Origin of the sequence: Vibrio olivae (assembly GCF_042428525.1) — a bacterium.
Taxonomy (GTDB): Bacteria; Pseudomonadota; Gammaproteobacteria; order Enterobacterales; family Vibrionaceae; genus Vibrio; species Vibrio olivae.
Window position 1 is genome coordinate 257,703 of sequence record NZ_JBHMEP010000002.1, and the last position, 20,399, is coordinate 278,101.

The following is a 20,399-nucleotide window of genomic DNA, read 5'->3' on the forward strand; positions in this document are numbered from 1 at the left end:
ATAACCATGACAAATCTAACTCCTATCGCACTACGTTCTCTGACTCAATTTGAACAGCCTTGTCCGGTATACCCTTTGTGGTCCACTCCGCAACCTGAAGGGAACATCGCCCCGACCTTGACCGAGCGTAGTCCCAATACCCAACACTATCACGATCGCATTGTGTGTGGCGTCCACAACCCAGAGTGTATGGTTTATCACCCGCAGGTCAGTAACGGTATTGGCGTGGTTATTTTCCCCGGCGGCGGTTACCAACGCATCGCGATGGATAACGAAGGGTGTGAGGTTGCTACGTTACTTGCCTCAAAAGGCTATACGGTGTTTGTGAGCACTTACCGTATGCCGGGAGAAGGTCATGAGTATGGCGCAGAAACCTCTCTGGCGGATGCGCAGCGAGCGATTCGCTGGGTAAGACATCATGCCAAGCAGTGGCAGCTCACACACGTTGGCGTTATGGGTTTTTCAGCCGGTGGTCACCTAGCGGGTCAGCTCGCAACCCGCTATAACACCGAGATTACCCCGCCCAGCGATGATATCGACCACTACGACCCCCGCCCTGACTTCGCTGCGCTCATGTACCCAGTGATCACCATGGCGCAGGATGAAACACACAAAGGGTCTTTCACGCAGTTGATGGGGGCAGCGCCGAGTGACGAACAACTCAAGACCTATTCAATCGAGCGCAATGTTCACGCCGAGATGCCAAGCTGCTTCCTCATGCACGCCAGTGATGACGATGTGGTGAATGCGGAAAACAGCATCTTGATGTGGCGTGCTTTAATCCAACACCGTATTCCAGTCGAAATGCATTTATTCGAACAAGGTGGGCATGGGTTTGGCATTCGTAAAGTCGCCGATCTCCCCGCGCGTCAATGGCCGCAATTATTCCATCAGTGGATGTGCCAACAGTTTGATTTATCAGACGTCACTGACCAAAAATAAAGTCGCTCATTCAAGTCATGCTCAATCACTTGCGTAATAACATACAGATCAGAATCACAAACTTTAAACCATCGTTTTATTTTTATTGATTTGAAGTTTTGTCGGGAGGATAATAGCGACAGTTATTTTCAGGAGGTTTTATGAACCCTATCGGTCAAGTGGCCATCATTGGCGAATGCATGGTTGAGCTTAAAAAGGTCAACGGACAAGTTGAGCAAGGTTTTGGCGGTGACACGCTCAATACCGCGATTTATCTATCACGCTTAACCAAAGCACAAGGTGTCACCACCTCTTATGTGACTGGTTTAGGACACGATCCATTCAGTGCCGATATGCTCAGTGCATGGCAATCTGAAGCTATCAATACCGATATGGTTTATCTCTCAACCGACAAACTGCCTGGTATTTATGCCATTGAAACGGCAGACGATGGAGAGCGTAGCTTCTTCTACTGGCGTAATGACTCCGCAGCGAAATACTGGCTGCGTGATACCAACCCTGTCGATGTGGCCAAGAAATTATCGCAACACGGCCTCGTCTATTTAAGCGGGATTAGCCTAGCGATTCTACCTGATGATTGCCGTGAAAAACTGATCGAGTGTCTTACTTTATGCCGCCAAGATGGGGTTAAAATCGCCTTTGACAACAACTATCGCCCGGCGCTTTGGCAAAGTGCTGAACAAGCTCAGCATTGGTATCAACAAGTGCTGGCGATCACCGACATGGCCTTTCTTACTTACGACGATGAAGAGATGTTGTGGGGCGACACCGATGTTGAACAATGCATCGCTCGTACTCATCAGTTCGGCGTTTCAGAGATTGTGATTAAACGAGGTGGCGATGCGTGCATTGTGATTGAAAATGATCAGCGCGTCGAAGTGGCCCCAACACCTGTGACCGACATTGTCGATACCACAGCAGCAGGCGACTCGTTCAGTGCAGGTTACCTTGCAAAACGTATTTTGGGTGGCAGCCCTGCACAATCAGCTGCAGCAGGTCATAGTGTTGCCGGTACCGTTATTAAACATCGCGGCGCAATCATTCCGAGCGACGTGATGCCAAGCATTTAAGGAGACAACAATGAAAACTCTAGAGCAACAGCTACAAGAAATTAAAGTGGTACCCGTTATCGCCATTAAAGACGCAGGCAAAGCGGTCAAACTGGCACAAGTACTGATCGAAAATGGCCTGCCTTGCGCAGAAGTGACTTTCCGTACAGACGATGCAGCGCAAGCTATCGCCAATATGCGCGAAGCGTATCCTGAAATGCTGATTGGCGCAGGAACGGTTCTTAGTGCAGCGCAGGTAGATGCAGCCATTGATGCTGGCGTTGACTTCATTGTTAGCCCTGGCTTCAACCCAACAACCGTCAAATACTGCCAGCAGAGTAACGTTACCATCGTCCCTGGCGTCAACAGCCCAAGCTTGGTTGAACAAGCCATGGAAATGGGTTTAAAAACCTTGAAGTTCTTCCCAGCGGAACCCTCTGGTGGCGTTGGTATGCTGAAAGCACTCACCGCGGTTTATCCAGTAAGCTTTATGCCTACCGGTGGTGTTAACCCGAAAAACGTAAAAGATTACCTGAGCATCCCTGCCGTACTCGCTTGTGGCGGTACTTGGATGGTGCCAAATGACCTAATTGACGGCGAAAAATGGGATGAATTAGCAGCCCTTGTTCGCGAAGTCGCCAATATTATCAAGTAACCCCTGACTTGATTATTAAAGTCCTATTTTGATGGCTTTATTTTGCCAGCGTCTGACCCGATCAGGCGCTTTTTTTTTGCCTTCGTTGCTCGCAAGCTAACTCAACATCTTCCGTTATTGCACTCCGCTTCCAATCTTATCACTTGAATCCCCTTAAGCCATTGCTTTCTCATTGAGAGTCGATAACACTGAACAGCTCTACCATTAACCATTCCATATCCACTTATGCATACACATAAGTTCACAGTCGGCGCCAGCCTGCTCAGTCTTTTACTGCTTATGGGCTGTGGAAGCGATAGCCAAGGTTCAGCAAGCCAGTTTGAAATATTAACGCCGATCACGGGCGGTAATTGGTATCAACCCGCTAGTCAAACGACATGGCAGTGGCAACTCAAAGACACCCTGAATTCAAGCTATGAGGTCGCGGTCTACGACATCGATCTTTTTGATACCAGTTCCACTGATATCAAAGCGCTACAAGCCGATGGTCACAAAGTAATTTGTTACTTCTCAGCCGGTTCTTTTGAGGATTGGCGTGAAGATGCAGCATCTTTTGCAGACAGCGTATTGGGCGACACCCTCGATGGCTGGGAAGATGAACGCTGGTTAGACATCAGCGCCGAGTCGGTTCGACAGATCATGCACGCACGCCTTGAGCTGGCACAGCGTAAAGGCTGTGACGGTGTTGAACCAGATAACGTCGATGGTTATACCAATAACTCAGGGTTTAATCTCAGCTACCACGATCAGCTAATGTTCAACCGTTACATTGCCAATACCGCACATCAACTTGGTTTGGCCGTTGGGCTAAAAAATGATTTGGACCAAATCACCGATTTAGTAGAGTATTTTGATTTCGCCGTTAACGAACAGTGCTTTGAATACAATGAATGTGGCTATCTAGCGCCTTTTATCGAGGCCGATAAAGCGGTGTTTAACGCCGAATATGAATCCACCTACGTCGACAGTACAAGCTCACGCAATGCATTGTGTGACGATGCTAATCAGCGCAAATTCAGTACGTTAATCTTGCCATTAGATCTTGATGACCGCTTTCGCTACAGCTGCTTAAACGAATCAGACTGACCGTTAATCAAGGCAAAAACGCCGGTGATAATCATCCCGGCGTTTTGATTGACCCGCGGCACCAGACATTACCGTCACTTCCCTGCCGACTTTTTGCGAAAATAAACATCTAACCATCGCAGATGAATCATACGATAGAAGAAGATCGCGCCGCGAATCCACCAGTCAGCAAACATGCCAAGCCAAATACCATACACATTCATATCCAGCGTAATCCCAAGAAAATAACCAAGCACAACACGGCAACCCCACATACTGGCGATCGCTATCCACATCGTAAACTGCGCATCTTTGGCGCCTTTAAATGCCGCAGGCAGCACAAACGACGCAGCCCAGACCGGAATCATTATCGCATTGAGATAAATCAGGTTTTTCACGACCTCAATAACCGCATCATCCTTGGTATACAAGCGAGCTAGAGGCTCAGCGCCAATCACAAACGCCACAGAAAGAATCATCAACAGTAGTGTTGCAGCCCAGAAGATCAAGCGCATCTCCTGATAAGCCGCTTTGGGCTTATCTTGGCCTAAGCGTTTACCAATTAAAATCGTCGAGGTCATGGCCAGAGTATTTCCGGGGATATTGAGCATGAGTACGATTGAAAAGGTCACAACATTCCCGGCCATGGCTACAGTCCCCATCCCCGCAACCATAATTTGCGTAATCAGTTTCCCGAGATTAAACATCAGTGATTCGACACTGGCGGGAATACCAACACTCAAAATATCCATCAATGTTTCACGGTCAAAACGGCTGAAATATTGAGCACGGCCCACTGACAAGGTGGAATTACGCACTAAGCAAAACACAATCATCACCGCGCCAGCCCAACGTGCTAAAGCAACCCCTAACCCAGAGCCAAACAGCCCGAGCCCCTGCCAACTGCCACCAAAATCCGCCGTGCCATAAATCAGTGGATAGCTGAATACAATATTAAGCACATTCATTAAAATATTGCTCAGCGCTGGCAACCTTGAATTCCCCACCGCGCGTAGCACACCACTCCCCGCTAAGGTAATGGCAAGTGCCGGATAACTGCACGCCACCAGCTTAAGGTACATCTCACTCATCTCGACCACTTCAGGCTCCGCGCCGTAAGCGATCACCGTCAAAATGAGATGCGCGAAAAGTTGAACGATCAATAATGAGATCAGCGCCACCGCGAGCGCCAGTTTCATCACTTGCCCAGCGCTATCAAGTGCCTTTTTACGATCAATTTTACCAAACGCTTGAGCAATAACCACAGAACCACCAAGGGCGGTGGCGGTGAGTACAGAAATGATGATCCAGGTAACACCATCGGTGATCCCAACCGCCGCAGTTTGTTGGGCTCCTAGGCGGCTGACGAGAACGGTACTGATAATTCCCATCAGTACCACACAAGATAATTCCACCAAAATCGGCCATGCAAATGGCCACACTTGGCGTTTTAATAATACTCGATGGCGATAACGTAGCCTTGGTTTAGGCTTAGCGACGTCATCGCCGGGTTGGTCAGGAACAGAAAGTTTCCCCACCTTGGTTACCTCGCAATTTAAGACATCGCCATCTCTACGTGAGGTTGGCGATAGATAACATCGCGATCATAAACGGTTTTGATCTCTCCATTGATCAATTGCTCTCCATGTAAATAACCGCCCGTTGATAATGCGACAGGTATTTGATCGTAAACGCCAGCATAAGCAGCTTCAATCGCCAGCAGCGCATACGGTACAGGATCATCAAGTCGTGACTTTTTGTTTTCCATCGTGGTGACAAATAGCCCACTTTGCGTATCGTAATGGTCAGCCATGAGGTTCGCACCGACACGATCCGCTAAAGCCAGTAAGGCGTCATTTCCATGCTGAGCGTGAAGTTCAAGCAGTGCAAACACCAAATAAGCAGAGCGCAACTCGGTATCAGAGGCCACCGAGAGCGGCGCTAAGGTTGCCGGATCGAGTTCGCCTAGGCCAAAACGTTTAAACATGCGCGCAGTCAGTTGGTGAAGCTCTAAATCCTCGCTCACCATTGAAGCGCGAATTAAGGTCAATAGATAGGCCGGATTCGCTGGTTGTCTGGCAAGGGTGGTTCCTTTGTCACCGTAGTAGCCATCACGCTTAAAGCAATAGCCCGTCATGTCTTCACCGCTATTCCACATTGGAATCGTTTGGTTGGTCTCTTCATCCCAAGCGTGCGTGAAGTATGCTTTGATGCCATCGACAACCCAACCAAGCCACTCTGGGTCATCCAGTTTTTTTACGCATTCCAACATCGCCAGAGGGTTGTCCACCACCACTGGCCAGCAGCCACGAAATAGCACGTTCGCTTCACGCGCGACATCACCAAACTCAGGGCCAAATTGACGTTTCGCTCGGTCACCAAACCAAGAATAAGTCAGGCGATCATCCTCTGGAATCGGTTCGCGCTGCAGCGGCGAAGAAAACTGGTAAACCGGCATGCCGGTTTTCGGGTGTCTTGCTAACACAAACTGATGATACAGGTGCTTAGCCCATTTTAGCGCGTCTTCATCCCCTGTGTAACGGTAATAGTGACACGCCGCATAAATAAGATCGGTCGAAGCGTTCACAAACGTTAAGCCAACCGTTTCAGGCAAATTAGGCCACTTCGCAGGGTCAACGACCGGTGTCGGCGTGTAATGTTGAAATAGCGCTTCTGGAAAGGTTTCCCCATATTCACCATGGCGACTTAAATCGAGTTTCTGCCAATCTTTTACGTGCGCCGCCCAAAAGCCTTTCAAATATTTTTCTGTTACCTCTGGGCGCATTTGATGAAGCAAATCATAAAATGGGAAGTGGTGTTTTAACTCATGTACGCACTCTTTACTTGCCGGCCCTTCAATACTGCCGGTTTCAAGGTGAATAAAGCGGTGACCGCCCCATTGCAGTAACCCGCTGTTATGGTCAGCAAAATTATCTAACACATAGGCGGTGGTACTTTGAGCTTGATGAAAATAGTCGTTGTCACCAGTAATCATGGATAACGCAACAAGGCCACGCATTAAGTTCTGCTGGCTAGCAAAGTTGCTCATCGGCACTTGCTTACCATCGGGATAGGTCCACTCAATGGGAGTTAATGTTTGGGCATCAATACCATCTGCCAGCATCGGGCTAGAGGACGACTGACCCAGTTCAATCGCACGCTGATAAAACGCAGTCAAAGTCGGAAGTAGGGACGTTCGCGTTGCAGACATAATAATTCTCCAATAACAGATAGGGGGAGTCGAACGTATGATCAACAGCAAATAACCTCATAAACTGAGCGTGATTTGCTGTTCACCATAAACGCGTAAAGCACCCCGTGAGGGGTGCTTTGTTAACACTAACGAAATGAATTATTTCGCAATGCGTTTAAGGATACGGTTACCACGGCGTAGGAAGTCTTTCGCTGCACCTGATACGTCTGTTTCACCGTAATCCAGTTTTTGCATGTTTTCGCTAAATAGCTCCATCAACTGTGCGTTATCCGTGTAAGTTGTTGGGGCAATCACTTTAGGAAGCTCTTTCGCTTGCTCGTAACCTTGGAAAGACAAGCTGTTTGGATCCACTTCGCCAGATTCTTTCAGTACTTCCAAGCCTTCTTTACTCATTGGAATACCACGAGCAAGACCAAGCGCATGGATACCATCAGGATCATTGAGTAGGAAGTTAACCAGTTTCGCTGCTTCTTCTGGATGGTCTGTATTACGACCGATAGAGAACATCATTGAAGGACGAGCCAATAGACCTGAATCTGTCGCACCTGGCGCCATTGGGTATGGACCAAGCTCTAGAGACATAGATGGATCTAGGTTGGCTGTGTATTTAGCAATCGCAGTATCCCACATGTACAAGCCACCGAAGCGACCGTCGATCCAAGGACGCATCTCGTAAAGGTTACCTTTACCGTAAGAAGCAAATTCTTTGGTTGATGGGAATACGTGTGATGCCACTTGATCTGCATACAGTTGGAAGAATTTTTCCATCTCTGCTTGATCGTAGTTCAGCATGTTCGTGTCATGGTTAATGATGTCTTTACCCATGGTTTGAAGCATGAATGAACGGTTCATCGCAAACACGTCACGCGCTTCAATAACTAATGGGTAGTGGTCTGCGCCGAGGTTTTTCTCAAACGCTTTACCCGCAGCCATCAAATCTTTCCAGTTGGTTGGGTATGCAACCCCTGCTTTCTCCCACATGTCCTTGTTGTAGTAGAACACGCGCGACGTCATACTGACTGGAAGACCGTTAATTTTACCGTTTACTGTTGTCATGCCGATGGCGTTATCAGGGAAGTTGCTGATATTCAGCGCGTCCGCCTGTTGGCTCATGTCGTAGAAACCCATGCCGTCACGAGAGAAAATCGGTAACCAGTTCCAGTTGGTTTGCATCACATCAGGTTCAGTATTACCTGCCACCTGCGTGGTCAAACGTGATAAGTGGCCATCCCAACCGGTATATTCAGCTTTTACTTTAATATCCGGATATTTCTCTTGGAATTTCTCAAGCGCATTCAACGTCGCTTGGTGACGAGAGTTACCTCCCCACCAAGACATACGGAGTTCTGTGTCAGCAAATGCTGACATAGAAGTCATAGAAGTAGCGGCAATGGCGGCAGAGATAATTGTAGTCAGTACCTTTTTATTCATGGATCAGTCTCCAGATTTATAGTTTTAGAGAAATATTTTTCTCAGTTTCTTTATCGAAGATGTGCGCTTTGCTCATTTCAACAACAAACTTCACATCCTTTTGCAATTTCATGTTGAGTTTTTGGCGAACGTCATCAATTGGCACACGCGCAGTAAACTCTTTGTCACCGACACCGAAGTAAACAAACACTTCGTGTCCCATGTTCTCCATACGGATGACATCACCGACAATCGTTTGTGCCGCAGGGTCATCAGAAAGCGATAAGGTGATGTTGTCAGGACGAATACCAAATACGGCTTTGGTAAAGCTGTTTTGGCGAACGTTCGCGGCTTTATCTTCAGACAGACGCAGCTCTTGACCACCAATAGTGACGTACATGCCGTCATCTCGCTCGCTCACTTGCGCATCAATCATGTTCATTTCAGGTGCACCGATAAAGCCAGCAACGAACATATTAACCGGGTTGTCGTAGAGGCTATCTGGCGTATCCACCTGCATGATTTCACCGAGCTTCATCACACAGATACGGTCACCCATGGTCATGGCTTCGGTTTGGTCGTGAGTAACATAAACCGCTGTCGCAGGGCTGTTTTCTTCTTTAAGGTGACGGTGCAAGTCAGAAATACGGACACGCATCGAAGCACGGAGCTTGGCATCCAAGTTCGATAAAGGCTCATCGAACAAGAACACTTCTGGTTTCTTAACAATCGCGCGGCCTACGGCAACACGCTGCGCCTGACCACCTGACAACTGACGAGGTAGACGGTCAAGAAGCTCTTCAATCTCTAGGATTTTCGCGGCTTCGTTTACGCGTTGGTCGATTTCCGTTTTTGGTAGCTTTTGCAGTTTCAGACCAAATGCCAAGTTTTCCGCAACAGTCATGTGTGGATACAAGGCGTAGTTTTGGAACACCATGGCAATACCACGATCTTTTGGCGCCAGGTTATTCACCACTTTGCCACCGATGGTGATTTCACCACCAGAGATGTTTTCCAGACCGGCTAACATACGTAGCGTGGTCGATTTTGCACAGCCCGATGGGCCAACAATCACCAAGAATTCACCGTCTTGGATAGTGAGGTCGATACCGTGTACCGCTTTGAAACCGTTTGAATAGATTTTCTCTAGCTTATTGAATTTAACTTCAGCCATTTTACTTACTCCAAAAAATTAACCTTTAATACCGCTGCTGGTAACGCCTTCAACAAAGTATTTCTGTGACATAAAGAACACGATGATTGAAGGGATGATGGCAATAGAAGCCATTGCTAGGATTTCGTTCCACTTCGCACCCTCTGTAACGTCGATAGACATTTTCAGAGCGAGAGCGATTGGATATTTCTCAACACTAGACACATAGATTAGAGGGCCTAGGAAGTCGTTGACTGACCACATGAACTGGAACAGAGCAACCGAAATAATCGCAGGACGAATCACTGGAACCACTACATGCCATAGAACTTGGAATGAGTTACAGCCATCAATCATTGCTGCCTCTTCCATGTCTGTTGGGACACCACGTAGGAACTGAATCAGCATGAACACGAAGAACCCTTGTGTCGCAAATGCCATCGGTAAGTACAGTGGTAAGTAGCTATCTAGCATTCCCATTTCACGGAACATTAGGTATTGCGGAATAAGCAATACAGATTGTGGAAGTAGAATGGTTGCAATCAGTAGAGCAAACCAAAATGGTTTCCACGGAATATCGAAGCGAGCGAAACCGTACGCAACGATGGTTGACGAGATAACCGTCAAGATAACTTTTGGCAATACATAAGCAAAGGTGTTGTAGATGTAGTGACCAAAGGTAAATTCAGTACCGGTTTTCCAACCGTTAATAAAGCCTTCTAAACTCCATTCACTTGGGATCAAACTCAGTGAAGAGAAGATCTCGTGGTTGGGTTTCATCGCTGCTGAGAACATCCAAATCAGTGGATAGAGCATCAAGCTGCCGACGATAATAAGCACGGTATAACGAATAAATGCGTTGATTTTTTCACGACGCAAGGTGCGTTCGTTTTCAAGATTGCTCTCGTTTGCTGCCGTGCTTTTGTTGTGAGCTGTCATAGTACTAGACATGATTATTTGCCTCCCTTATCACCTGAGTAGAACACCCAGTACTTCGAGGAACGGAACGTGATCGATGTAAAGATGGCAACCACGATGAACAGTGCCCATGCTAGAGTACTTGCATAACCCATATCGAAGAATTTAAACGCCGTTTCATAGATGTAGAGTGAAATCAGATAGGTTGATTTCATCGGACCGCCGCCCGTAATGACGTAAGGGGCAGTAAATTCTTGGAACGCCTGCGTTGTTTGCATGATGAAGTTAAAGAAGATAACTGGCGTAATCAGTGGCACCGTCACTTTCATGAACATTTGCCATTTACTTGCGCCATCGATCATGGCCGCTTCGTATTGTGATTGAGGCACATTTTGTAGCGCAGCTAGGAAGATAACCATCGCTGAACCAAACTGCCACGCACGTAGAAGCGTAATAGAGAAGAGCGCAAAAGATGGCTCACCTAACCAGTTGATCGGATCGATACCGATAAAACCAAGCGCGCCGTTTAATACCCCATCAATCGCGAACAAAGCACGCCACAATACTGCGATAGCGATACTACTACCGAGAATAGAAGGGATATAGTAGGCCGTTCTGAAGAACCCAATACCCTTTAACTTAAAGTTAAGGATAAAGGCGATAAACAGAGCAAACGCCAGTTTGACTGGAATGGTCAAGAAAACGTACAAGAATGTAACGCTCATTGACTTCCAAAAAATATCATCCTCAGCAAGCATGTACCGATAGTTTTCGATGCCGACGAATTCTGGCGAAGTCATCAGATCATAATCGGTAAAGCTCATTAAGAATGACGATACGAATGGAAAAGCTGTAAACACGATCATCCCGATGATGAATGGTGTTAGATAAGCTAATCCAAGCTTACGATTTTCATACATTTTCTCGTCCTCTATATTTAGATTCTTGTCGGTAGGTTAGAAACAATCCCAAGGAACCCCCTGCCCGACTTGCCCTTTTATTAAACTCGTTTAAATAAATCGCTCCAGCTGATAATTGCATAAATGTGATCTTGAATATTTTTTTATCAATAAAAACATAAAAAATGTGAAATGCAGTTTCAATTTGAAAATTTAAAATAAATTCAGCCAATAATTATTGATTAATTTCACAGTGAAAAATTATTTAATAAAATAAAAAGTAAAAATAGAAATGTGCGTAAGATCGCATTTATTAAGGGGATAAAAGTAAAGGTAAGAACTTATGAATTGGCATGTAGGAAAGTTTTAACTTGCTGATTTATTAATGCATAAGTATGATTTTATAAATATTTTAACTATCAAAATAAATAAAAACATAAATTCCTATAATATATTCAACTTTAGTCTAATTGATCTAAATCAAATTATTTAGAGCCGCTCGATTATCTCTATAAACATTGCCAATCACTAAACTATTAATAAGATCACAATAATCACCACCTTTTTATTGAAACACCGTTTTACAGATCACGATTTCGCCAAATGTGACTTCAACAAGACACGTATAACGCATAAATTAGCTTCGAACATGACAATAACAAAACGGTGTTTCGATATGAAAACTAAATTACTTACCTCTGCCATACTACTCGCGTTAACCAGTACAGCAGCTCACGCGGTTTCGATTAACATGCGTCACGAATGGAAACCTGAATTCGAAGGTCAAGACCAGGCACACAAAGACCGTATCGCGGTTAGCCATCGTTTTAAAAACGGTGTGGGTTTTGAAGTAGAAGCTAAATATAAAAGTGGTGATGGCTTCTTTGATTTTGACCAATTTGTTGATGCGGGTAACCAAGCGAACATCAGCTACCGCATGAAGTTAGATGACAAATTCTCACTAACGCCTCAATACAAATGGGAAACTGGCGATAATAAACACGCTCACCAGTTCAACCTAACATTGGGCTACAAAATCAACGACGACTGGTCAACGTCATTCCGTCATCGTTACCACTATGAAATCAAAAATGGCGGTGATGATAACTCACACTACAACCGTTGGACGGTTGGCCTAGGCTACAGCGGCATTGAAGATTGGAAATTCGGCGCGTCAACTGACTATACCTGGAAACAAGAAGGTTCTGACGTATGGAAGGGTGATAGCGACGGCTTTACAGAAATTAACTTTAAAGCGGAATACAAATGGGGTAACGGCTGGGCACCATTTGCTGAATTTGGTGTAACTCCAACCAATAAAGAAAACAGCGATGAAAATGATACTTGGCGTCCTCGTTACCGTGTAGGTATGAAATATAGCTTCTAAGTACACGATTTAAACTACGCAAACAGGCTTATTGGGAGAGGTATCCACTGCTTCCCAATAGGCCTATTCGAGGATCTAAATAATGAAAAAAACGCCTATTGCAATTTGTGTCTCATCGGCACTGCTTCTTTCTGCTTGCGCAAATGACGCATCAAACACCACCTCTCTCGACGCCAGTCAGCTTACTTGGCAAGCCATTACCTTTGGCCAGTCTACCGATTTAAACTTTGGCTCAACCATTTTGCCAGAGAAAGTCGGTACCAACGAAGTGTTGGTGAATGGTCAACCTGCAAAGCCAGGCCCGTTAGCTGATTCATTTACGGTTGAAAGCCGTGGCGGTAAGTTAGCTAACTCTCACGAAGGGGTTACCTTCTATTACACCAAGCTACCTACCGATGTGAACTTTACGATTTCGGCGACCATTACTTTAGATCAGCTCGGACCTGAAACCGGTTCCAAACCTAACCGTCAAGAAGGCGCGGGCATCATGGTGCGCGACATCATTGGCGAGCCTCGCCTCAACCCACAACCAGAGGGTCTAGAAGAGTTTCCAGCGGCGTCTAATATGGTCATGAACGTATTACGCGCCAATAAAAAAGCCACCAATGGTTTGGTCAACATTAACGCCAACTTCCGCGAAGGGATTTACGAACCTTGGGGCACGGGCGGCAATCGCATGAGCCGTGATGAGTTCATTAAAGGCGTGCCATTTGGTAGCGATAAACCTTATAAAATGTCGCTCACTCGCACCGATAGCGGGTATATCGTCAGCTATGACAACGGAGAGCAGCAGAAAACTGAAGAGCTGAAAGGCGCACATGCCAATATCGTTGAAGTTCAAGATCCGAACTACCAATATGTTGGTTTCTTTGCATCGCGTAATGCCAAAATCACCGTCAGTGATGTGCAGATTGCCCTCAGTGAAGCCAACACCGAAGACGCGCCGCTGTACAAAGCGCAACTAGAAGATGTGGTTTTACAACAAGCGTCTCCGGATAAAACCGCGATTGCCAACTATACCTTGCAATCTCGCGCTAACTACTCGGGAACGTTTAGCGTGTCACAAAATGGTCAGTCTCTGGTCGATAACCGCCCAGTCACCGCAGGCGATATGTTTAGCTATCAGTCAACCTTGAAGGCCAATCAAGCCCAGTTTGATGTTACCTACACGCCGGTAGAAGGTCCTGACTTAACACCAAAAACTTATACTCAAACGGTCGAAAAAGTCACATTGGCCGACCCAATGAACATCACGGTTAACCCGGCAGGCAATAACGGACGCTTGGATCTCGCGACGGCCGTTGAACTGGTAGCTCCAGGTGGCACGATTACGCTTGAGCCTGGCACTTACGCAGACATCACCCTGCCCGTCACCGCCAGCGGTACACCAGAGAAAGCCAAGAATCTGGTTGCCAAAGATGGCGTGCGTTTCACTGGTGATGTGATGCACGAAGCCAGCTACTGGAATGTATCTAACATTGAAGTCGATGGCGCGCGTTATATTGTTCACGGCAGCCACAATCACTTCCAACATATGTTGACACATGATGCCCCTGACACAGGCTTCCAAATCACGTCTAAATCCGGTATTGGCCGCGCACTATGGGCAAGCTATAACGTGGTAGAAGACAGTGAAAGCTACAACAACATGGATGAGTCGCAAATTAACGCTGATGGGTTTGCCGCGAAAATGCGTATTGGTGACGGCAATACCTTCATTCGCTGCGTGTCACACCACAATATTGATGATGGTTGGGATCTTTTCAATAAAGTCGAAGATGGTGCCAACGGTGCCGTGACCATTCTCGATTCGATCTCTTACAAAAATGGTCAAACCCTGACAGTGCAGGAGAAAGGCGGAACACGGGGTAATGGCTTTAAACTGGGTGGCGAAGGTTTGCCTGTGGCTCACGTGGTTAAAAACAGCTTAGCGTTCCAAAATAACATGGACGGCTTTACCGATAACTTTAACCCTGGCGCATTAACGCTCGAGAATAACGTGTCGATTGATAACACCCGCTTTAACTTCCTACTGCGTAAGAGCCCATACACCGAGAAAGTCAAACAAGGCACATTCACCGGTAACCGCTCTTATCGCTTCTACGTCGACAGTCACTACAGTGATGTCGTCAACGCCGATGTCGAGAAAGACAACTACCTGATCGAAGATGGTCAAACCGTGAACGAGCAAGGCCAAGTGGTTGACTCAGCGAAATTACTTGAACTGAAGCAAGCCGCGAAGATCTCAGCCAATGAGGCAGTACCTGGCCAAAGCGAAGTGAAGAATTTAAAAACATTGATCAGCCAAAACTGATCACACTCTAAGGCTTAGCAACATGCTAAGCCTTATTTTTACTCATTCAACAACCACTCAATAATAATAACTTCATTAGGTTAAACGTATGAAAAAACTCTCTTACCTTTCTCTGTCCTTAATGATGGCCTTTCCGGCAATGGCGGCTGACAACGCCTGCAATAGTCAAACCGACTCCTCTCCGTCTTCACTGGGTGCCACGGGTTGGGCAGAAGGCGCGACTGGCGGATGCGGTGCTCCGGCGAAACACACTTACACTGTGACTAACCGTCAGCAGTTGATCGATGCTCTTTATGATGGTCAACCAACCATTTTGCCAAGTGGTGAATGGGTTGAGCCTTCTCATCAAAAAAAGATCATCTATATCAAAGGCAGTATTGATCTTAATGCCGATGAAAACGGCAACCCGATCAAACCCGAACATTATATGGCAATGTGCAGTGGCAATACGTTCACAAGCTATGATCAATTCTTTGCCAAGTACTTGAAGACCTACACACCACAGCAGTGGAATAAACAATCCTTGGTCAACGGGCGCCCACCAGAACTCAGTGGTGAGCTGGAGTCTTTACGTCAATGCTTTAGTAAAAAGCAGAGCCAACATATCGTCCTACGTGTAGGCTCGAATACATCACTGATAGGCCTTGGTAGTGATGCAGAGATTAAACATGGTCAACTCAGACTCGGGCAACTGCGCTTTGATCGCGCTGCCAATAAAGAGAGACCGTATAACTTCAAAGCTGAAAACATTGTCATTCGCAATATTCGCTTCACCGACGCGTTTGATGATTTCCCTGGCTGGGGACCTCGTGATTCCTTTAAAGTCGATAAAAAACAGTTTGGTCAAGGCAACTGCAGCGACGTCTATGTTGATGACACTAAAAATCCGACCGGCTGCAGTCTACGTGGTGGGCGTTGGAATTCGGAATACGACAACATCACGGTCGAAAATGCTCAGCAAGTTTGGATCGATCACAACAGCTTTAGTGACGGCGAACGAACCGACGATAAATTCCCACCAGTTTGGGAAGCGCCATACAACGAAAAGACGCAAAAAGTGCAGCATCATGATGCACTGCTCGACATCGTTGGCGCATCAAGTAACGTTACCGTTTCCAATAATCATTTCAAACATCACGATAAAGTGGGGTTGATTGGTGGTTCAGATTCTGCGAATAAATTGACCGGTTACGGCCCTTCGGCGCTGGATGTGACGATGCATGACAACTACTACGAGACCACAGGCCAGCGTATGCCACGTGTGCGTTTTGGTCGTGTGCATGTTTATAACAATGTTTATGATGTCGATTACCGCAAATCCCCCTATCCAAAATATCGTTTGGGAGATGCGATGATGGTCGGCACAGCCGGTAAAATCTTTGCTGAAAACAACGTCTTTAATGTTCCGGGCAAACAGAAAGACATCATCAATAAACTGATTGGCTTTAGTTCTAAACAGAAAAACAAAGATAAATGTATGGCCCAAGGTTGGAGCGAAGCCGAATGTGGTTCTTACTATTTTGCACACAATAATGTGCTTAACGGAACAGAGGTCGACCTGATTCCAGTAGCAAGCAAAAAAGCCGCCAAAAGCAGCAGCAATGCGCCACTCACTATCCTTGATCCCAACTCGGATCAAAGCTATTGGCTACCGAGTAAAAACTACAGTTACTTACTCAAACCGACTGCACGTTTAAGCGAACACGTAAAAACCAACGCGGGTTCAGGCAAATTAGCGCAATAACCATTCTCTTCATTCTTCATGCAACCTAAGAGCCTCACTGAGGCTCTTTTTTTATTAGCCTGAATTAGAAGACATAATAAACCTTAGAAACATCACAGTTTTTCAAATAAAAAAATATAAAATAAAACAATGGTTCATTATTTTAAAATCACTTATAGCGATGACAATTCAACGACATTTTGCCTCTTCGCCCCCAACTTGGACGCTTTTTGATGTCATGGTTGACGGCAACGGAAGCGGTGATTTTACAACCATCCAAGACGCCCTTAACGCCGCACCACAAGATGACAGTGACTACGTTATCTTTCTAAAAAATGGCGTCTATTCGGAGCGGCTCCATATCACTCGTCCGAATGTTCACCTCCTCGGAGAAAGCCGGCAACATACCATCATCTCTGGAGGCTGTGCCAACGGACATATCCGTCAAGACGGAAAAATTCCCGGCACCTATGGCAGCCGCACAGTGAATGTAGATAGTGTGGGGTTTCGCGCGACCTCGCTAACCATTCAAAACCGATTTGATTATATCGCCAACGCAAAAAAATCCGACTCAGATCCCACTAAGCTTAAACACACACAAGCTGTCGCACTGCTGATCGGCAAGCATGGCGATCGCGCGCAGTTTAAAGATGTGAGCCTCGATAGCTATCACGACACTTTATATGTCAGTGCGGGAAGAAGCTATTTCGACCACTGCCTAATTACCGGACATGTTGATTTTATTTTTGGTGGTGGCTGCGCGCTATTTCACCATTGTGAAGTTCGCGCTCGTCAGCGCCTCGATGCACCAGATGATGAACCAATGGGCTTTATTGCTGCGCCATGTACGCATATCTCGCAGCCATTTGGGTTGGTATTTGAATTTTGCCAGTTTACCAAGGAAGCCAATGTTCCCGCTCAAAGCTATGCACTCGGTCGGCCTTGGCATCCCACCACCCAGTTTAATGATGGCTTTTATGCAGACCCTAACGCCATCGGCCATTGCGCCTATTTACATTGTGAATTTGACGACCACCTCGCTGGCTGGGAAAAAATGGGCGGCCGCTCAATAGACAGGGAGACTCAGTGGTTTTTCCCCGAAGACGCCCGTTTCTGGGAGTATCAAAACCAGCAAAAAGGTCACCTGCGCCAGCCAAAAACACCATACAAACTGAGCGATGAAAATATTAGTGAGTACACACTGACTACTATATTCGATGGCTGGCAGCCGGATATTTCGATCGTAAATGACACGCTGGTTAACCTGCATATTGCTCATCCTTTGCTGAACAGCTCAGCAGATATTGAACTCATTGATCGCTGCGGCGATACGCGGCGAATAGCCACCGCTCCCCAGAGCCAAGTTCAAGTGAACATTCAAGGGCTCACCTTACCGATTTTGGTTATTGTCACGCCTCATCAATCTTCGACTATTGGTTTGAAAACATTGATCGTCAGTGAGCCTCATGCCGATTCAACGATTGATGTCAGTTTGCTAAGCCAATTGTTGGTCGAGCAAACCTTATCGGCTCAAACTCAAGACCTTTCTCTACCACCAGCAGTTCCAATTTTTTCAAAACAACACTGGCGTCACATTCGCCAGAGTACGTTTCACGCATTGCGTGAAATCTGCTAAGCATACGCATATCATTGCTGAGACTTGATGAATAAACGGCTCGCGTCTCATTCATAACGTTTAATATCAAAAAGTGCAAAATTGAACTCCAGTTTCATTAACGAGAGTGGTATCACATTTATAGAATCAAAACAAAAAGTGAACCACCGTTTTGATATTAATCACATAAGTTTTTAATTTTTTCGTAGAGAATAGCCAGCGACGAATTTAGTTAAGTTATGAGATGACGTTATGCAATATGATTACCTTGTCATTGCAGGTTACTTTGCCCTAATGGTGGCAATTAGCTTGATATTCAAAAAGATGGCTAGCAATAGCACCAGTGACTACTTCCGCGGGGGCGGTAAGATGTTATGGTGGATGGTCGGGGCAACGGCCTTTATGACCCAATTTTCTGCTTGGACCTTTACAGGTGCAGCAGGTAAAGCATTCAACGATGGTTTTGCCGTATTAGCGGTCTTCGTTGGTAACATGGTGGCGTACGTATTCGCCTACTTCTATTTTGCTCGCCGTTTCCGCCAAATGCGCGTAGATACACCAACAGAAGGTGTAAAACGTCGTTTCGGTAACAACAACGAGCAGTTCTTCACTTGGGTAATCATTCCTTTAAGTGTTATCAACGCTGGTGTTTGGCTAAACGGTCTTGGTGTCTTCGCCTCTGCCGTATTTAACGCTGACATCATCACAACCATTTATGTCACAGGCGCAGCCGTGCTGATCATCTCTTTATTGAGTGGTGCATGGGGTGTAGTAGCCTCTGACTTTATTCAAACTTTGGTTGTTGCTGTTATTTCCGTGGCATGTGCAGGCGTAGCCTTGTACTTTGTCGGCGGCCCAAGCGAAATCGTAGACAAGTTCCCTGGTGGTTTCATCATGGGTCCTGATATGAACTACCCGCTACTGATTGTTTGTACTTTCATCTTCTTCATTGTTAAGCAGCTACAAAGTATCAACAACATGCAGGAGTCTTACCGTTTCCTTAACGCAAAAGATTCTAAAAACGCAAGCAAAGCTGCCCTATTAGCATTGGGTATGATGGTTGTCGGTGCAGTGATTTGGTTCATTCCACCATGGGCATCAGCAATTCTTTACCCAGATGCAGCAGAAGCTTACCCAGCACTTGGCGCGAAAGCGCGTGACGCGGTTTATCTTGTGTTTGCTCGCGAAACCATGCCTGTCGGTACCGTTGGTCTGCTAATGGCGGGTCTGTTTGCGGCAACCATGTCTTCTATGGACTCAGCGCTAAACCGTAACTCGGGTATCTTTGTTCGTAGTTTCTACGCGCCAATCATGCGCAAAGGCAAAGCGACCGATAAAGAGCAACTACGCGCTGGCCAAATTGCCTGCCTAGTTAACGGTATTCTCGTTATCCTAATGGCACAATTCTTCAATTCATTGAAGCACCTAAGCTTGTTTGACTTGATGATGCAAGTGGCGACCCTGCTTCAATCACCAATCCTAGTGCCGCTATTCCTAGGTATCTTGATTCGTAAGACACCAAAATGGGCACCTTGGGCAACGGTTGTGTTCGGTATGTTGGTCTCTTGGTCTGTGGTGGAAATCTTCACTCCACAAAACGTAGCAAGCTGGTTCGGTATTGAAAACCTAACAGGCCGTGAAGCCGGTGAAATGCGTACCATGATTACCATCGCCGCACACTTAATCTTTACCGCCGGTTTCTTCTGCTTGTCGACGCTGTTCTACAAAGAAGAGAAAGACACGTACAAACAGCAAACTCTTGAGTTCTTCAAAGACGTTGACACCGAATGTGTTGCAGAAGAAGGCCAAGACATTGTTGACCGTATGCAACGCGCGAAATTGGGTACATTGGTAACGTATATGGCAGCAGGCCTTACTTTGATGGTTCTGATTCCAAACCCAATGTGGGGACGCCTGGTCTTCCTCGGCTGTGCCGCTGCCATCTTCCTAGTTGGCTATGCATTAAAACGCAGCGCCAAACTCGACGAGATAAGCAGCAAAACCGCAACGGTTCGATAAACACAATTAATGATTGGCTGCTAACCCCCGTTAGCA

At 46.3% G+C, this 20,399-nt stretch carries 15 protein-coding genes; 9 read left to right on the forward strand and 6 right to left on the reverse strand.

Annotated elements, in window-relative coordinates:
- Positions 1–6 precede the first annotated feature (6 nt).
- From ACFFUV_RS11025 to ACFFUV_RS11040, 4 genes are all read left to right on the forward strand, one after another.
- Positions 7–942, forward strand: coding sequence for an alpha/beta hydrolase (locus tag ACFFUV_RS11025; RefSeq protein WP_390192439.1), 936 nt, complete (start codon positions 7–9; stop codon positions 940–942).
- A gap of 140 nt (positions 943–1,082) precedes the next feature.
- Positions 1,083–2,012 (forward strand): 2-dehydro-3-deoxygluconokinase, encoded by a 930-nt coding sequence (gene kdgK / locus ACFFUV_RS11030; RefSeq protein WP_390192443.1) that lies wholly within the window; start codon positions 1,083–1,085, stop codon positions 2,010–2,012.
- A 10-nt stretch (positions 2,013–2,022) separates the two neighbouring features.
- The gene (locus ACFFUV_RS11035) at positions 2,023–2,646 is read left to right on the forward strand and encodes a bifunctional 4-hydroxy-2-oxoglutarate aldolase/2-dehydro-3-deoxy-phosphogluconate aldolase (RefSeq protein ID WP_390192446.1); all 624 of its coding nucleotides are present in this window, start codon (positions 2,023–2,025) and stop codon (positions 2,644–2,646) included.
- Between the two features lie 225 nt (positions 2,647–2,871).
- Positions 2,872–3,732, forward strand: coding sequence for an endo alpha-1,4 polygalactosaminidase (locus ACFFUV_RS11040; RefSeq protein WP_390192449.1), 861 nt, complete (start codon positions 2,872–2,874; stop codon positions 3,730–3,732).
- A 74-nt stretch (positions 3,733–3,806) separates the two neighbouring features.
- Here the strand turns inward: ACFFUV_RS11040 and ACFFUV_RS11045 are convergent, their stop codons facing one another.
- The 6 genes from ACFFUV_RS11045 to ACFFUV_RS11070 all read right to left on the reverse strand — a co-directional run bounded on the left by ACFFUV_RS11045 (position 3,807) and on the right by ACFFUV_RS11070 (position 11,326).
- Positions 3,807–5,249 (reverse strand): EmmdR/YeeO family multidrug/toxin efflux MATE transporter, encoded by a 1,443-nt coding sequence (locus ACFFUV_RS11045; protein WP_390192452.1) that lies wholly within the window; start codon positions 5,247–5,249, stop codon positions 3,807–3,809.
- A 17-nt stretch (positions 5,250–5,266) separates the two neighbouring features.
- Positions 5,267–6,922: a pectate lyase gene (locus tag ACFFUV_RS11050; protein WP_390192455.1), complete on the reverse strand. Its 1,656-nt coding sequence runs from the start codon at positions 6,920–6,922 to the stop codon at positions 5,267–5,269.
- 141 nt (positions 6,923–7,063) lie between these two features.
- Positions 7,064–8,356: an ABC transporter substrate-binding protein gene (locus ACFFUV_RS11055; RefSeq protein ID WP_390192458.1), complete on the reverse strand. Its 1,293-nt coding sequence runs from the start codon at positions 8,354–8,356 to the stop codon at positions 7,064–7,066.
- A 16-nt stretch (positions 8,357–8,372) separates the two neighbouring features.
- Complete coding sequence (locus ACFFUV_RS11060; protein WP_390192460.1) at positions 8,373–9,509, reverse strand: ABC transporter ATP-binding protein; 1,137 nt, start codon at positions 9,507–9,509, stop codon at positions 8,373–8,375.
- Positions 9,510–9,527: 18 nt separating this feature from the next.
- Positions 9,528–10,439 carry a carbohydrate ABC transporter permease gene (locus ACFFUV_RS11065; RefSeq protein ID WP_390192463.1) on the reverse strand — a complete coding sequence of 304 codons (912 nt, stop codon included), beginning with the start codon at positions 10,437–10,439 and terminating at the stop codon, positions 9,528–9,530.
- Positions 10,440–10,441: 2 nt separating this feature from the next.
- Positions 10,442–11,326, reverse strand: coding sequence for a carbohydrate ABC transporter permease (locus ACFFUV_RS11070; protein ID WP_390192466.1), 885 nt, complete (start codon positions 11,324–11,326; stop codon positions 10,442–10,444).
- A 655-nt stretch (positions 11,327–11,981) separates the two neighbouring features.
- Here ACFFUV_RS11070 and ACFFUV_RS11075 point away from each other — a divergent pair.
- From ACFFUV_RS11075 to ACFFUV_RS11095, 5 genes are all read left to right on the forward strand, one after another.
- The gene (locus tag ACFFUV_RS11075; protein ID WP_390192469.1) at positions 11,982–12,692 is read left to right on the forward strand and encodes an oligogalacturonate-specific porin KdgM family protein; all 711 of its coding nucleotides are present in this window, start codon (positions 11,982–11,984) and stop codon (positions 12,690–12,692) included.
- An 82-nt stretch (positions 12,693–12,774) separates the two neighbouring features.
- Complete coding sequence (locus ACFFUV_RS11080) at positions 12,775–15,006, forward strand: right-handed parallel beta-helix repeat-containing protein (protein WP_390192473.1); 2,232 nt, start codon at positions 12,775–12,777, stop codon at positions 15,004–15,006.
- Between the two features lie 88 nt (positions 15,007–15,094).
- Complete coding sequence (locus ACFFUV_RS11085; RefSeq protein WP_390192476.1) at positions 15,095–16,750, forward strand: pectate lyase family protein; 1,656 nt, start codon at positions 15,095–15,097, stop codon at positions 16,748–16,750.
- 160 nt (positions 16,751–16,910) lie between these two features.
- Positions 16,911–18,365 (forward strand): pectinesterase family protein, encoded by a 1,455-nt coding sequence (locus ACFFUV_RS11090; protein ID WP_390192479.1) that lies wholly within the window; start codon positions 16,911–16,913, stop codon positions 18,363–18,365.
- A gap of 231 nt (positions 18,366–18,596) precedes the next feature.
- On the forward strand, positions 18,597–20,363 hold the full coding sequence (locus tag ACFFUV_RS11095; protein ID WP_390192481.1) for a sodium:solute symporter family protein: 1,767 nt from the start codon (positions 18,597–18,599) through the stop codon (positions 20,361–20,363).
- Positions 20,364–20,399 lie beyond the last annotated feature (36 nt).